The 14,593-nt window shown below is 70.2% G+C and carries 13 protein-coding genes; 2 read left to right on the top strand and 11 right to left on the bottom strand.

The window, feature by feature from the left end; all coding sequences use genetic code 11:
- Positions 1-3: 3 nt before the first annotated feature.
- The 7 genes from AB0N03_RS41520 to AB0N03_RS41490 are packed head-to-tail and all read right to left on the bottom strand — an operon-like array spanning position 4 to position 6,896.
- Positions 4-759, bottom strand: coding sequence for an SDR family oxidoreductase (locus AB0N03_RS41520; protein WP_364384546.1), 756 nt, complete (start codon positions 757-759; stop codon positions 4-6).
- Positions 756-2,168, bottom strand: a complete 1,413-nt coding sequence (locus AB0N03_RS41515; RefSeq protein WP_364384543.1) for an aldehyde dehydrogenase family protein — start codon at positions 2,166-2,168, stop codon at positions 756-758. The genes AB0N03_RS41520 and AB0N03_RS41515 overlap by 4 nt, the downstream gene beginning before the upstream one ends.
- Positions 2,161-2,934 (bottom strand): ATP-binding cassette domain-containing protein, encoded by a 774-nt coding sequence (locus AB0N03_RS41510; protein ID WP_364384541.1) that lies wholly within the window; start codon positions 2,932-2,934, stop codon positions 2,161-2,163. The genes AB0N03_RS41515 and AB0N03_RS41510 overlap by 8 nt, the downstream gene beginning before the upstream one ends.
- Complete coding sequence (locus AB0N03_RS41505) at positions 2,931-3,662, bottom strand: ABC transporter ATP-binding protein (RefSeq protein WP_364384538.1); 732 nt, start codon at positions 3,660-3,662, stop codon at positions 2,931-2,933. Before AB0N03_RS41505 ends, AB0N03_RS41510 begins: the two co-directional genes overlap by 4 nt.
- On the bottom strand, positions 3,659-4,465 hold the full coding sequence (locus tag AB0N03_RS41500; protein ID WP_364384535.1) for an ABC transporter permease: 807 nt from the start codon (positions 4,463-4,465) through the stop codon (positions 3,659-3,661). Before AB0N03_RS41500 ends, AB0N03_RS41505 begins: the two co-directional genes overlap by 4 nt.
- Positions 4,465-5,409 carry an ABC transporter permease gene (locus AB0N03_RS41495; protein ID WP_364384533.1) on the bottom strand — a complete coding sequence of 315 codons (945 nt, stop codon included), beginning with the start codon at positions 5,407-5,409 and terminating at the stop codon, positions 4,465-4,467. Before AB0N03_RS41495 ends, AB0N03_RS41500 begins: the two co-directional genes overlap by 1 nt.
- Complete coding sequence (locus AB0N03_RS41490) at positions 5,406-6,896, bottom strand: ABC transporter substrate-binding protein (RefSeq protein ID WP_364384530.1); 1,491 nt, start codon at positions 6,894-6,896, stop codon at positions 5,406-5,408. Before AB0N03_RS41490 ends, AB0N03_RS41495 begins: the two co-directional genes overlap by 4 nt.
- Before the next feature lie 66 nt (positions 6,897-6,962).
- Between AB0N03_RS41490 and AB0N03_RS41485 the strand changes: the two genes are divergently transcribed.
- Both AB0N03_RS41485 and AB0N03_RS41480 read left to right on the top strand, forming a co-directional pair.
- Positions 6,963-7,709 (top strand): FadR/GntR family transcriptional regulator, encoded by a 747-nt coding sequence (locus AB0N03_RS41485; RefSeq protein ID WP_364384527.1) that lies wholly within the window; start codon positions 6,963-6,965, stop codon positions 7,707-7,709.
- Between the two features lie 10 nt (positions 7,710-7,719).
- Complete coding sequence (locus tag AB0N03_RS41480; protein WP_364384525.1) at positions 7,720-8,760, top strand: patatin-like phospholipase family protein; 1,041 nt, start codon at positions 7,720-7,722, stop codon at positions 8,758-8,760.
- Here the strand turns inward: AB0N03_RS41480 and AB0N03_RS41475 are convergent.
- The 4 genes from AB0N03_RS41475 to AB0N03_RS41460 form a co-directional block, all read right to left on the bottom strand.
- Positions 8,746-9,327 carry a class F sortase gene (locus AB0N03_RS41475; RefSeq protein WP_364384522.1) on the bottom strand — a complete coding sequence of 194 codons (582 nt, stop codon included), beginning with the start codon at positions 9,325-9,327 and terminating at the stop codon, positions 8,746-8,748. The two genes, AB0N03_RS41480 and AB0N03_RS41475, sit on opposite strands and share 15 nt — an antisense overlap.
- Positions 9,324-10,067 (bottom strand): hypothetical protein, encoded by a 744-nt coding sequence (locus AB0N03_RS41470; protein WP_364384520.1) that lies wholly within the window; start codon positions 10,065-10,067, stop codon positions 9,324-9,326. Before AB0N03_RS41470 ends, AB0N03_RS41475 begins: the two co-directional genes overlap by 4 nt.
- Positions 10,068-10,128: 61 nt before the next feature.
- Positions 10,129-11,169 carry a PLP-dependent transferase gene (locus tag AB0N03_RS41465; RefSeq protein ID WP_364384517.1) on the bottom strand — a complete coding sequence of 347 codons (1,041 nt, stop codon included), beginning with the start codon at positions 11,167-11,169 and terminating at the stop codon, positions 10,129-10,131.
- Between the two features lie 91 nt (positions 11,170-11,260).
- On the bottom strand, positions 11,261-14,479 hold the full coding sequence (locus tag AB0N03_RS41460; RefSeq protein ID WP_364384514.1) for a penicillin acylase family protein: 3,219 nt from the start codon (positions 14,477-14,479) through the stop codon (positions 11,261-11,263).
- Positions 14,480-14,593 lie beyond the last annotated feature (114 nt).

Here is a 14,593-nt window from a genome sequence, read left to right as displayed (position 1 = left end):
TCCTCAGGAGGCGGGCGGTTCGAAGCGGCCGTCGACGGCGGTCCAACCGCCGTCCACCGCCAGCACGGAGCCGGTCACGAACGACGAAGCGTCCGAAGCGAGGTACACGACGGCGCCGGCCAGCTCGTCCGGACGCGCCCAGCGCCCCAAGGCGCCCTTCGTCGCGTACGCGTCGTACCACTCCGGGTTCGCCTTGATCTGCGCGGTCAGCGGGGTCTCGACGACGCCGGGGGCGATCGCGTTCACCCGCACCCCGGCCGGGCCGAACTCCGCGGCCGCCGTCCGGAACAGCTGGACGAGCCCGGCTTTCGTCGCCGCGTACGGGCCCTGGCCGGGCTCCACGGTCGTCCCCCGGATCGACGAGAAGCCGATGATGCTCCCCCGCCCCCGCGCGACCATGCCGGCGCCGAACACGCGGACGACCTCGAACGAGACGCCGAGGTTCAGCGCGATCACGCGGTCGAACTCCTCCCGCGTGTAGTCCAGCAAACGTTTGCGGACGTTCGTCGCGGCGGTCAGCACGACGACGTCGAGCGGGCCGAGGTCGGACGCGGCCTGGTCGATGGCGCCGGGAGCGAGCAGGTCGATCTCGTACGCCTCGCCGACGCCGGCCTCGCGCGCGGCTTCGAGGTCACGGTCCGCGCAGACCACCGAGGCGCCGTGGGCGGCCAACGCTCGCGCGGCTTCGCGCCCGATGCCGCCCGCGCCCAGCACCACGGCCCGCCGTCCGTCGAGGCGGAACAGGTTTTCGTAGTTCACGGGCGCAGCACCGCCATCCTGGTCACGGTCAGTTCCTCGACGGCGAACCGCGGTCCCTCACGGCCGATGCCGGAGTCCTTGACCCCGCCGTACGGCATGGTGTCGGAGCGGAAGCCGGGCACTTCGTTGATCACGACACCGCCGACTTCCAGCTCGTCGAGCGCGCGGAACGCCGTGTTCAAGGACTTGCTGTAGACGCTGGCGTGGAGGCCGTAGCGGGACGCGTTCACCGCGGCGAAGGCTTCGTCCACGTCGGACACCGTGCGCACGCAGACGACCGGGCCGAAGATCTCTTCGTCCCAGGCCTCGACGCCATCCGGGACGTCGAGCAGGACGGTCGGCCGCAGCACCGTGCCGTCGATGCCACCGCCGACCTGGCGGCCGCCGGCCTGCTCGATCCACGCGGCGACGCGATCGGTGGAAGCGGGGTCGATCAGCGCGGACACCCGCGTCTTCTCGTCGCGGGGATCGCCGATGACGACCTCGTCGAGCCGGGCCAGGAGCCGTTCGGTGAAGTCGTCGGCGACCGATGCGACGACCAGCACGCGCTGCACCGAAATGCACGCCTGGCCGGAGGCGTAGAAGCCGCCGCGCACCACGGCGTCCACCGCGGCCCCGAGGTCGGCGTCTTCCGCGACGACGAGCGCCGCGTTCGAGCCGAGTTCCAGCAGCGTCTTCGTCGGGGCCGCGTCGCGGGCGATGCGGTGCCCGACCGCGGCCGACCCGGTGAACGAGACCGCGCCGATCCGGCGGTCGGTCGTCAAGGCCGCGCCCACGGACGCGTCCCCGGTGACCAGCTGGACCATGGCGGCGAGCGGCGCCACCGAACGCACGAGGTGGACCAGCCAGAGCGTGGCCAGCGGGGTCTGCGGCGCCGGCTTGACGATCACCGGGCAGCCGGCGGCGATGGCGGGCGCGATCTTGTGCGACGCCAGCAGCAGCGGGTAGTTGAAGCCCGCGATACCGACGACCACGCCGATCGGCTTCCGCTTCCAGAACCCGACCAGACCGTCGCCGGAGGGCAGGAGGTCCAGCGGCACGGTTTCGCCGTGCAGCCGCGACACCTCTTCGGCCGCGGCTTCCCAGGTGACGATCGTGCGGGCGACCTCGACGCGGCAGTCGACCAGCGGCTTTCCGGTTTCCAGGACCAGGAGATCTTCGAATTCGGAGCGACGTGCGGAAAGTGCGGCAGCGACGTCGTTGAGCAGCTTGCGGCGGGTCCGCGAAGGCAGTGAAGCCACTTCGCGCGCGACAGCGACAGCTTCGTCGACAGCGCGTCGAGCCAGCTCCGGCGTCCCGAGGGGTGCGGTGCCGACGACGCTCCCGTCGTACGGGAAAACGATTTCTTCGACGTCCACAGTGGACACCCAGCCGTCACCGACCGGTAAGCCGTCCGGGTACTCAGCCATCGTCACCTCCGCTCAGCCGGGCCAGTTCCGCGCGCAGGTTCGGCGCCGCTTTGAGGAGTTCCCGGGTGTATTCGTGCTCAGGCGCGTCGTAGACCTGCGCCACGTCACCCAGCTCGACGATCTCGCCGCGGCGCATCACCGCGACGCGGTCGCAGACGTGCCGGACGACGCCGAGGTCGTGCGACACGAAGATCAGCGTCAGCGCGAACTGGTCGACCAGCGACGCGAGCAGGTCGAGGATCTGGCCGCGCACGGACACGTCGAGCGCGCTGACCGGCTCGTCGGCGATCAGCACGCTCGGGTGCGGCGCCAGCGCGCGGGCGATCGAGATCCGCTGCCGCTGGCCGCCGGAGAACTGGTGCGGGTAGCGGGCGGCCGCGTCCGCGGGGAGCCCGACCGCCGCCAGCAGCTCGTCGACGAGCTTCGGGTTCCGGCGGCCCAGCGGTTCGGAGACGATGTCGGCGACGCGCATCCGCGGGTCGAGCGAACCCATCGGGTCCTGGAAGACGATCTGCAGCTCGGACCGCAGGAACCCGAGCTTGCGTTCCGGCAGGTCGTCGATGCGGCGGCCCTGGAACGAGACCGTGCCCGCGGTCGGCTTGTCGAGCGCGGCCAGCAGCCGGACCAGCGTGGACTTACCCGAGCCGGACTCGCCGACGATGCCGAACCGCTGCCCCGCTTCGACGTCGAAGCTGATGCCGCGCAGCGCGTGCACGTCCCGCCGGGCGTACCGGCGTTCGAGGTCGCGGACTTCGATGATCGTCATCGCCGGGCCTCCAGGTCCGAGGCGTCCAGGAGCTTGCGCGTGTACTCGTGCTTCGGCGACGTCAGGACTTCGCGCGTCGAGCCCGCTTCGACGATCTCGCCGTCGAGCATCACCAGCACGCGCTCGCACACGGAAGCGACCACCGCGAGGTCGTGCGTGATGAAGAGAAGGGAGCTTTCACGGGAAAGCTCCCTCTTGATGAGGGTCAGGATCTGGGCTTGGACCGTGACGTCGAGGGCGGTGGTCGGCTCGTCGCAGACCAGCAGGGACGGCTCGTTGGCCAGCGCCATCGCCAGCACCACGCGCTGGCGTTGCCCGCCGGACAGCTGGTGCGGGTACGCGCGGGCCGTGCCATCCAGGCCCACCGAGGAAAGCAGCTCTTCGGCGGATCGGCGACGGCCGTGGATCCGGCCGGGCTCGGTGACCTGGCGGCCGACGCGCATGGCCGGGTTCAGCGCCGTCATCGGTTCCTGGAACACCATGGCCAGCTCGTCGCCGCGCAGCCGGGACAGGTCCTTTTCGGACATTCCGAGCAGCTCGCGGCCGTTCACGGAAACCGAACCGGACGCGTGCAGCTCCTCCGGCAGCAGGCCCATGATCGACAACGCCGTCAACGACTTCCCGGACCCGGACTCCCCGATCAGCCCGAGACGCTCACCGGCGCCGATTTCGAAGGAGACGTCGCGAACGAGCGAAGAAACGCTGAGACCCCGCACCGAGAGCGTCATACCTTCGCCGCCAATCGGGGATCCAGCCGGTCGCGCAGGCCGTCGCCGAGGAGGTTGAAGCCGAGGACGGCGACGGCGATCGCGATGCCCGGCACCAACGCCAGCCGCGGCTGCACGGTCAGCAGCTCTTGGGACTCCTGCAGCATCCGGCCCCACGACGGCGTCGGCGGCCGCGTGCCGAACCCGAGGAACGACAGCGCCGCTTCGGCGAGCACGGCGATCGCGAACGACACGGACGCCTGCACGATCAGCAGGCCGGAGATGTTCGGCAGCACGTGCCGCGCCGCGATGGTCAGCCGCGACCGGCCGCCGGCGCGCGCGGCGAGCACGAACTCGGTGCTCATCACCTGCAGCGTCCCGGACCGGGCGATCCGCGCGAACGACGGGATCGTCGCGATGCCGATCGCGACCATCGCCGTGAGCGTGTCCGCCCCGAACACCGCGCCGAACATGATCGCCAGCAGCAGCGCGGGGAACGCGAGCACGAGGTCGTTGACGCGCATGACGAACTCGCCGAGCCACCGCGGGGACATCCCGGCCAGGATGCCCAGCAGCGTCCCGATCACCGCGGCGATGCCGACCGCGACCACACCGACGTACAGCGTGGTCCGCGCGCCCACCATGAGCTGGCTCAGCAGGTCACGGCCGAACTTGTCGGTGCCGAACAGGTTCGAGCCGCCGAAGCCCAGCAGCCGGTGGGCCGCGTCGACCTTCACCGGGTCGAACGGCGTCCAGAAGAACGACAGCACCGCCGCCAGCACGACCAGGCCGACGAGCACCCCACCGAGCACGAGATTGCGCATCACGAACCTCGCAATCGCGGGTCGAGCACGGTGTAGAGGACGTCGACGACGAAGTTGACCAGCAGCACGCCGACCACCAGCACGAGCACGATCCCCTGCACGGTCAGCAGGTCACGCGACGACACCGCGTCCAGCAGCATCGAACCCAGCCCCGGCAGCACGAAGACGCGCTCGACGACGACGGCGCCGATCAGCAGCGTCGCGAGCTGCAGGCCGAGCACGGTGACCACCGGAACGGACGCGTTGCGCAAGCCGTGTCGCACCAGCGCCTGGCCGGGACGTAGGCCCTTCGACCGCGCAGTGCGCAGGTAATCCTGGCCGAGCGTGTCGAGCACCGCGGACCGGACATACCGCGTGAGCACCGCGCCTTGCACCAGCCCGAGTGACAACGCCGGAAGGATCAAACCGCGGAAGAACTCGCCGAAGTCCTGATTCGGCGGCGTCCAGCCACCCGACGGCAGCCAGCGCAGCTGGACCGCGAAGACCTGCACGAGGATGATCCCGGCGAGGAACGCGGGAATCGCGACACCGATCTGCGACAGCCCGGAAACGCCCGCGCCGGACGCTTTCCGGTGCTTCACCGCGGCGAACGTGCCGGCCGGGATCGCGATCACCAGCGCCACCAGCATCCCCGCGCCGACGAGCCAGAGCGTGACACCGAGGCGGTCGAGCAGCTGCGGGCCGATCGTGTCGCGCGTGACGTACGAGCGGCCGAAGTCGCCGTGCAGCACACCGCCGATCCAGTCGAAGTACTGCGTGACGAGCGGGCGGTCGATGCCGAACTCCGCGCGCGTCTTGGCCAGCAGCTCCGGCGTCGCGTTGACGCCGAGCGCGACCTGCGCCGGATCGCCCGGCAGCACGGCCATGAACAGGAACACCACGATCGACGCGACCAGCACGCTGACCACGAAGATCGCCACCCGGCGCAGCACCCTGGCCGTCATCGCGGTGCCAATCCGGTGAGGTCGAACGATTCGCTGACCTGGTTCTGGACGAACCCGCCGACCTTGGCCTTCGCCACGATGACGTTGGGGAACAGGAACAGCCAGTCGGCGGCGGCGTCGGTGTTGAGCTGCCGCGCCACCTGCTTCATGTCCGCGACCTGCTGCTCCGGCGTCCCGCTGTCGGCTTCGGCGAGCAGCTGCTGCACGCGCTTGCTGTCGTAACCCCAGTAGTATTTCGGCTTCCCGAACGTCGTGATGTCGCGGGCCTCGACGTGCTGGATGATCGACAGGTCGTAGTCGTGATCGGTGAACACCTGCTTCAGCCACACCGCCGGGAAGTCGAGGGGCTCGATCGTCGTCCGCACGCCGACGTCGGCGAGCTGCGACTGGACGACCTGCGCGGCCGACACCGCGTACGGCAGGTTCGGGATCCGCAGGCGCAGGTTCAGGTTCGTCGCGTGCGCCTCGGTCAGCAGCGCCTTGGCCTTGGCCGGCTCGAACGGGTAGACGTTCGCCAGGTCTTCGTACCAGGGGTCGGTCGGCGGGACCATGCTGCCGATCAGCGTGCCGCGGCCCGCCCACGCCGTGTCCAGCAACGCCTTCCGGTCGATCGCGTACATCAGCGCTTGCCGCACGCGGACGTCGTTCAGCGGCGCCCGCGCGTTGTTCATCGCCAGCGTGACCTCGCTGTTCGAGGTGCCCTGGACGACCTGGAACCGGTCGTCGGCCTGGAACTGCGGGATCGAGTCGGGCGCGGTGATCGCCGAGATGACGTCGATGCCGTTGCTGTACAGCGCGTTGTTCAGCGCGGTCGGGTCCTTGATGTACTTGAGGACCACCGTTTTGTACGCCGGTTCCCGGCCCCAGTACGCGGGGTTCGCCTTCAGCACCACGGAGTCGCCGCGCTTGCGCGCCGCCACGACGTACGGCCCGGTGCCGATCGGCTTGTTCGCCAGGTCGGCGACGCCGGTCGGGCTGAACATCGCGCCGAGCCGGCTGGTGAGGCTGAACAGCCAGCCGTTGGACGGCTTCGAGAGCACCACCCGCGCGTGGTCCGGCGCGACGACGTCGACGTGGTCGACGACGTCCATCGTGGACTTGATCGAGATCGTCCAGTCGGTCTTCACGCGCAGCAGCGAGAACTTGACGTCTTCGGCGGTGAACGGCGCGCCGTTGCTGAACTTGACGCCTTGGCGCAGCCGGAAGTCGTAGGTCTTCCGGTCCGGGCTGATCGTCCACGACTTCGCCAGCAACGGCACGACCCGGCCCTGCGAGTCGAGCTTCACCAGGCCTTCGTAGACGTTGTAGAGCAGCGCCTGCGGGATCGCGGCGCCGTCGGTGCGGGTGAAGTCGAAGTTCGCCGGCTCCGCCGTGAAGCCGACGGAAAGCGTGTCCGGACCAGCGGAAACGCTGGCCGACGAGCCGGCCGAGCAGCCGGACACCACGAGCAGCAGCGCCGCTGCCAGCACGTGAAGTCGGGCTTTCATTCGGCCTCCAGGTCAGTACACTGGTCTGACCAGTAGCCTGCACTGAGCGGACGACGAGGTCAAGGGATGCGGTTCGAACCGGTGGCTCCGGTCCGCGCGTACGAGCGGGTCGTCGAGCAGATCGAGCAGGCCGTGGTCAGCGGCGCGCTCAAGCCGGGCGAACGCCTTCCCAGCGAACGCGAGCTGATGACGCAGTTCGGTGTCGGCCGCTCGACGGTCCGCGAAGCTCTGCGGGTCCTGCAGGCCGCGGAGATGATCCGGTCCCGGCCCGGCGACCCGCGCGGGCCCGAGGTGCTGGCCGCGTCCCCGGTGGCGTTGCACCGCTCGATGCACCGGCTCGCGCGCGCCGACCACGTCGGGCTCGCGGAGTTGTTGCAGTTCCGGATGATCCTCGACGGCTCGGCCCACCTGCTCGCCGCCGAGCTGCGCACCGCCGACGATCTGGCCGGCCTCGACACGGCGCTGGAAGCGATGCGCGAAGGCGTCTCGCACGGCTATGCGGAGTTCAGCCGCGCCGACGTCGCTTTCCACGAGGTCATCGCGCGCATTTCGCGCAATCCCCTGCTGGTGGTCAGCGAAGAAGTCGTGCGCGGGGTCGTGCTGGAGCTGATCGAGGACAAGCTCGAGCACGCCAGCAACCGGACGTCGCTGATGCGCGCGTGGCTCTCGCACCACGCCGAGGTGCTCGACGCGATCCGGTCGGCCGACGGCACCGGCGCGGCCCACCTGGCCAAACAGGCGTTGTACGACAACTACGCCGAACACGTGCCCGCCGGGCAGCGGCCACTGCTCACGCCGTTGCTGCGGTCCTAGACTGCGCGGGATGGACACGGCGAAACGAGACGGCGTCGGGCTCGCGCTGTCCGGCGGTGGCTACCGCGCGATGCTCTTCCACGCCGGCGCGCTCTGGCGGCTCAACGAACTCGGCTGGCTGCCGAGGTTGACCACCGTCTCCAGCGTCTCCGGCGGTTCGATCGCCGCCGGCGTCCTGGCGCACGCGTGGCACAAGCTGTACTTCGGCGACGACGGCGTCGCGGAGAACTTCGGCAAGGAAGTCGTGCAGCCGCTGCGGAAACTGGCCCGCACCAGCCTCGACGTCCCGGTGACGCTGAAGGCCATGCTGATGCCGTGGCGCAGTGCGGGTGAGGAGTTGGCGCGCCGCTACGCGAAGCACCTCTTCGGCGACTGCCGCCTGGCGGACCTCGACCCGGCCGGCCCGAACTTCGTGTTCACCGCGACCAGCCTGCAGGACGGCTCGCTGTGGTGGTTCTTCCGGCAGCCGGGGCCGCACGGGCAAGTGCCGCTGGCGACCGCGGTGGCCGCGTCGTCGGCCTTCCCGCCGCTGCTGTCGCCGGTCGTGATCCCGGATCCGCACCAGCCGGACCGCAAGATCGTGCTCAGCGACGCCGGCGTGTACGACAACCTCGGCCTCGACCCGATCGAAAACCAGCGCGCGACCGTCCTGGTCAGCGACGCCGGCAAGAAGATGAAGCACGAGGAGCGGCCGAAGCACAACTGGCCGATGCAGCTGTTCCGCGTGCTGACGGTGATGGACAACCAGGTCCGCGAGCTGCGCACCGGCTCGCTGCTGAAGTCTTACGAGGACAAGCGGTTCGCCGGCACGTACTGGGCGACCTACAGCGACATCACGCACTTCGAGCTGCCGGACGCGCTGCCCGCGCCGGTCGAACGGACCCGCGAGCTGGCCGTGACGAAGACGCGGCTGGCCCGGATGTCCGAGAAGCTGCAGGACAACCTGATCAACTGGGGTTACGCGGTCTGCGACGCCGGGATGCGCCGCTGGGTCTGCCCGGAAACCACGCTGAAGCCGGAGTTCCCGTACTCCGGCTCAGGCGTTGGCTAGGTTCGCGTAGACGACGATGTTGTCCTTGTAGCTGTGCTCGGCGTGGTCGAACACACCACCGCACGTGATCAGGCGAAGCTCGGGCTTGTCGCTGTTGCCGTAGACGGCGTCCTTCGGGAACGTGTCCTTCGGGACCTGCGTGACGCGGTCGACGACGAACTTCAGCTTCTTCCCGTCGCTGCGGTCGATGTCGACCTCGTCGCCGGGCGCGAGGTCCTTGAGCTTGTAAAAGATGCCGGGCTTCTTGTCGCCGTCGACGTGCCCGAGCACGATCGCCGGGCCGACGTCACCGGGCACCGGCGAGAGCTTGTACCAGGCCGCCTGCATCGGCTGGTGCACCGACGGGACGGAGATCGAACCGTCGGTCTTGACGGCGACGGCGAGCAAGCTCGACTCCGCGCCGATCTTGGGAATCTTGACCGAGGTGGGCCGGAGTCCCTTGAACGGCGCGGTCACCGGCACCGAGGACGGAACCGGCGCCGGCGCGGCCTTCGGCGGCTCCGGGGTGCTGCAGGCGGCCAGCGTCAGGACGAGCGCGAGGGCCGCGCCCGCCCGGCGGAGCGTCACCTGGCGGTACCGCCGAAGCCGGTCTCGATGCCGCCCTTGGGCGTGACCTTGACCTGGGCCTTCGGAGCGGCGTTGCCGGGAGCGGTGGTGGTCGTCGAAGTCGCCGTGGTCACCGGCGCGGTGCTCGACGCCGGTGCGCTGGTGCTGGTCGGCGTGCTGCTGGTGCTCGTGGCCGGCGGCTGCTCCTGCTCGAAGTCGACGATGCCGTTGCCTTCGACGCCGTTGCAGGTCCAGCTGAACTTGCCGGTCGTCGTGCCGGCGGGCAGTTCGGTGACGCGGACCGTGTAGTTCCAGATCCGGCCGTCGGACTCGTCCTGGTCCGGGCCACCGGTGCTGCTCAGGTACTGGGCGGCGAGGTTGCCGGGCGCACCCGCCGCGCAGTTGATGACCAGGACGCCTTCGCCACCGACACCGACGAAACCGGCGCCGGTGTTGTCCTGGTAGTCGTCCGCCGGCGGCTCGGCCGTCGTGGTCGTGGTCTCCGGCGTGGTGGTCTTGGTGACCTTGGTGGTCGGGTCCGCCGCGGTGGTGGTCCCGGTGGTCGTGACCGGGGTCGACGGGGTCGTGGTCTCCGAAGTGGACGGAGCCGTCGTCGTGGTGGCCGACTCCGAGGTGGTCGTCGTGGTCGTCTCGGGGGTGGTGGTGTCCGTTTCCTGCGCCAGCGCGACCGGCGCGGCGACGAAGGTGGCCAGCGCCGCCGCCGAAACGACACCCGCGACCCGGTTCAGCGTTCTACCCACGATGACTCCCAACGGCGGTTGACCTGCGATGCCGCGACTATCGAGGTTTCACCCGGTCGCGTTACTCCGCCAACGCGCTGTGCAGGTCCCGCCACAGGTCGTCCGGGTCTTCGAGGCCGACGCTGAACCGGATCAGCCCGGCCGGGACGCGCTCCTCACCCGGGAGCCACGCCCGGCGTTCGACCAGGCTTTCGACGCCGCCGAGGCTCGTCGCCGGGACGATCAGCCGGACCGACGCGCAGAACCGGTCGGCGGCCTCCGCGTCGGCCAGCTCGAAGGAGACCATCATCCCGAAGCCGGGGTAGCGCACGCGCGTCACCGCTGGGTGCTCGCCGAGGCGCGAGGCCAGCAGCGCGGCCGTGCGGGACTGCTCGGCCAGCCGGACCGGCATGGTCCGCAAGCCGCGCAGCGCGAGCCAGGCCTCGAGCGCACCCGGCGTCGAGCCGACCCGGGTGCGTGCGCCACGCAGCTCGGCCGCGACCTCGGGATCCTTGGCCACCGTGATGCCCAGCAGCAGGTCGCTGTGCCCGCCGATCAGCTTGGTCGCGCTGTGCACGACGACGTCGGCACCCAGCTCGAGCGGCCGCTGCTGCAACGGCGTCGCGAAGGTGTTGTCGACGACGACCCGGCCGCGCGCCGCGGCGGCGATCGTCTCGATGTCCATCACGTCGAGGGTCGGGTTGGTCGGCGACTCGAGCCAGACCAGGTCGGCCGTCGCGGCCTCGGCGACCCAGGCCGCGGTGTCGGTCGGCTCGAGCTCGGTGACGGCGAGCTTGCCGAGCTTCTGCGCGTGGGCGAGCACCCCGCGCGTCACGGCGTAGCTGAACGTCGGCACGACCACCCGCGCCCCCACCGGCAGCAGGTCCAGCACCGCGGACAGCGTCGCGACGCCGGACGCGAACGCCGTCGCGTGCCCGCCCTCCAGCGCACCGACGGCTTCTTCGAGCGCGTGCCAGGTCGGCGTCCCGTCGCCGCGCGCGTACACGAAGTCGCCACCGGCTCGGTACGTGCTGGTGGCGACGAGCGGGGTGTTCAGCGGCTCGCCGGGGCCGTGCGGCCGGCCGGCGGCGATGGCCTTGGTGCGGGGCGTCCAGTCGTCCATGCGATCACCGTAACCGCAGGTCATGCCGCGGTCACTGTGACGAAGACGGCCGGCTCGCCCCCGCGTCCGGGGGCGAACCGGCCTGGCTCCTTCAGTGGGCGTAGACCTCGAACTCGTAGAGCGAGTACCCGTACTTCGTGCCGCGCTGGACGCCCTGCAGCTTCACGAACCGGGCTTGCGTCGGCGTGAAGGACAAGTTGTCCTGTCCGCCGTCCCCGTTCGTGACGACCGCCGCGTCCGTCCAGGTCACCGCATCCGGCGAGGTCTGGATCCGGTAGCTCTTGCCGTACGCGGACTCCCAGCTCAACCCCACCCGCGAGACCGGCTGCACCGAACCGAGGTCGACGGTGATCGCCTGGTCGTCGCTCCAGTCGCTGGCCCAGCGGGTCGAGTCGTTGCCGTCGATCGCGTTCGACGCCGGCGAGTTGTAGAAGCCGGACTCGGCGCTCGTGGCGCTGACCGTCTTCCCCGGCGCGAGGTTCGCGATGGTGTCCCCGCGGTGCGCGGTGTACTCGACGACCTGCTGGAACGTCGGGCGGTTCTGCCAGCTGATCTTGTCCTGCGTGATGCCGCCGAGCGCGGTGTGCACGATCGTGTCGGCGCACCACTGGTCGCCGGCCGAGCAGGACGCGTCACCGGGGTAGACGGTGTTCGCGGGCTGGCCGGCGGCGGTGGTCAGCGAGTCGACGAGCGCCTGGCGGCACGTCGTGACGTTCCCGCCGCCGCAGAACGTCTGGCCGAGCGGGCCGGCGACCGGCTGGCCGAGCACCTGCCGGATGTCCTTGCTGACGTAACCCCACCAGCCGAACTGGAACGACGAACCCTTGTGGGGCTGGCCGGTGTGCTGGCCGTTGCCGTTCTGGAAGCCGGACGGGCTTTCGTTGATGCCCAGCACGCCGGTCATCGCGTTGTACACGTCGTCGCCCATGCCCGGCTTGAACTCGGCCTGGACGAGCAGCGGCCACCAGGCGTCGAAGATGCGGATCGCGTCGGCGTCGGCGTACGCCTTGCTACCCGGCGAAGTCTCCGTACGTCGATGGCCGTTGGCGAGCCACGTCTTCAGCTTCGCCTCGGCGTCGGCGGCCGCACCGGTGGCCGGCGTCTTGTCGAGCACCTGCAGCAGCAGCGGCAGGACGCGCTCGGCGCGCAGGTCGGCCAGCGCGGCGTCCTCCATCGCCTGGGTCAGGTTGACCCGGGTGACCTTGGTACCGGTGAGGATCATCGTCTTGACACGCGTGTCGAGCAGGTCGACGCGGTGCACGGCCGACTTGTCCGCCCCGGCGGCCGCGTAGCCGTTGGCCTGCGCGTTGTTCCAGCTGACGTAGTAGTCCTGGTTGATCGACTGCGGGTGCTGCGACGCCGGCGTGTAGGTCGCGACGTTGCCCGCCGGGTTCCAGCCGTTCCAGTCGTGGCCCTGGTTGCCCCACACCGGCATGTTCGGGTCCACATCGGACTGCCGGGACGGGTTGCTGCCGGAGTTGAAGTACGCGATGTCCTTCGAGTCGGCGTAGAACCAGTTGAACGTGTAGTTGATGTCGGCCGCGGCCTTCTGGAAGTCGGCCGCGGACTTGACGAAGCCCGGGTCGTTCAGCTCCTGGAAGCCGATCAGCGAGTCGACCTCGTGGAAGTAGGACGAGCGCAGCGCCGCGTACGCCACCGGCTTGCCGCCGACGGTCGCCCGGCTCTGCACCGGCCCGTACTTCGTCCGGTAGCTGCGCAGGGTGTACGAGCCCGCCGCGGTCCCGTCGGCCACGGTCGGCTTCCAGGCGTTCTTGACCTCGATGGTGTCCATCGGGATGCACTGGCCTTGCCAGGTGTAGTAGTTCGAGTCCTTCGTCGGCGCCTTGCCGGTCGGGTCGCACAGCTGCAGCGCGTAGGTGTCGATGATGTCCTGCGCCGACGTCGTCGCGCTCCACGAGTAGTCCTGGCCGCGGCCGAGGAGCGTGTACATGCTCAGGCCGGCGAAAGCCGCGCCGCGCGAGCTGATGCCCGGGCCCTGCAGCTCCTGCAACAGCAGCAGCTGCGGCGCGAAGTAGCCGGTCTGCGGGCCGAACACCGCGACCGGGTGGCCGCTGGCGGTCTTCGCGCCGGAGACGAGCAGCGCGTTCGACATGCCGTGCTTCTCGCTCAGCATGTTGCCCGGCAGCACGCCGTTGTCGAACATCCCGCGGGCGGGCTCCTGCTCGGCGGGCGCGGGGACGTCCACAGTGGACGGCGTCGCGGTCGAGGCCGAGCCGGTCCGGTCGAACACCAGCTGCTGCCCGGTCACCGAACCCTTGTCCGGCAGGGCCTGCCCGACCGCGTTGGCCGGCGTCTTGCCGTACGGGAAGGTCTGGCCGTCGTGCAGCGTCTTGACGGCTTCGGGGTCGTCCTCCGCGCGCAGGCTCTGCCACACCTTCTCGCCCTGGACGACGCCGTACTTCTCCTGCATCGCGAGCTTCGCGATGGCGTTCTGCACCTCACCGCCGCCGCCCGCGCCGAACTCGGCGCCGACCAGCGAGGCGAGCGCGACGAGGTCGGTCAGCTTGAACGGGTCGATCGTGCCGGCGTTCGTGATCGCGTCGACGTGCCCGGTCAGCACGTACTCGCCCGGGAAGTACCGGCCGCTGTGGGAGTCGTTGATGTACTTGTTGATGCCGTCGACGTAGGCCTGCGCGTCGGCGAGACCCTGCGCGCCACGCGGGCCGCTGCTCGCCACGTGGTCGATCTGCTGCTGCAGCTCGGCCTCGGTGTACGGCGCGTTCGCGAAGAACTGCTGCTCGAGCTCGCGGTTGGCCTCGGCGCCGCCGGCGAACGGCGTCACCTGGCCGCGGGCGGCGTGGCGCAGCACGTCCATCAGCCACAGCCGGTCCTGCGCGGCGGCGTACCCGGCGCCGAACTCCGTGCCGCTGCGCGTGGTCCCGGTGATGTGCGGGACGCCGAGTGCCTTGTCCCGCACGATCGTGACGTCCGAACGCGGCGTCGTCGTGCTCGCGACCTGGTCGGCCGCGACGCCGAACGAAGAGTCGTTGAAGTACTGGCTGATCGTGCTGGTGGTCAGCGACTGGTAGCCGCCCGCCAGCGACGCGTACTTGCCGATCTGGTCGGCCGCGTGCGCGGGCCGGGTGCCCAGCACCTTGTGCGCCAGGATCTCGGCGAGGGTGGCGCTGCCCTGTTCGCCGGGCGGCAGGATGTCGTTGCACTGCCCACCGCAGTAGTCGTCGGGCGACGCGGCCGCCTGCGCGGTCGGAGCGGTGACGGCGACTTGGGTCAGGCCGGCCACAAGGGCCCCCAAAGCCGTCAAGGTCAGGGCGCGGATGCCACGTCGCATGCCGGGCTCCCCTCAGTCAGAAGAGTGACGAAGCGCACGCTACCGAGCAGTAGCCGAAGTGTGAAGACTTTTCGCGTTTTTCAGCCCTTGGACGTAGTCCGTTCGGCGCAGCCT

Origin of the sequence: Amycolatopsis sp. NPDC051061 (assembly GCF_040682935.1) — a bacterium.
Lineage (GTDB): Bacteria > Actinomycetota > Actinomycetes > Mycobacteriales > Pseudonocardiaceae > Amycolatopsis.
The sequence above is the reverse complement of the archived record's forward strand: the minus strand, read 5'-3'. Positions and strand labels throughout refer to the sequence as shown.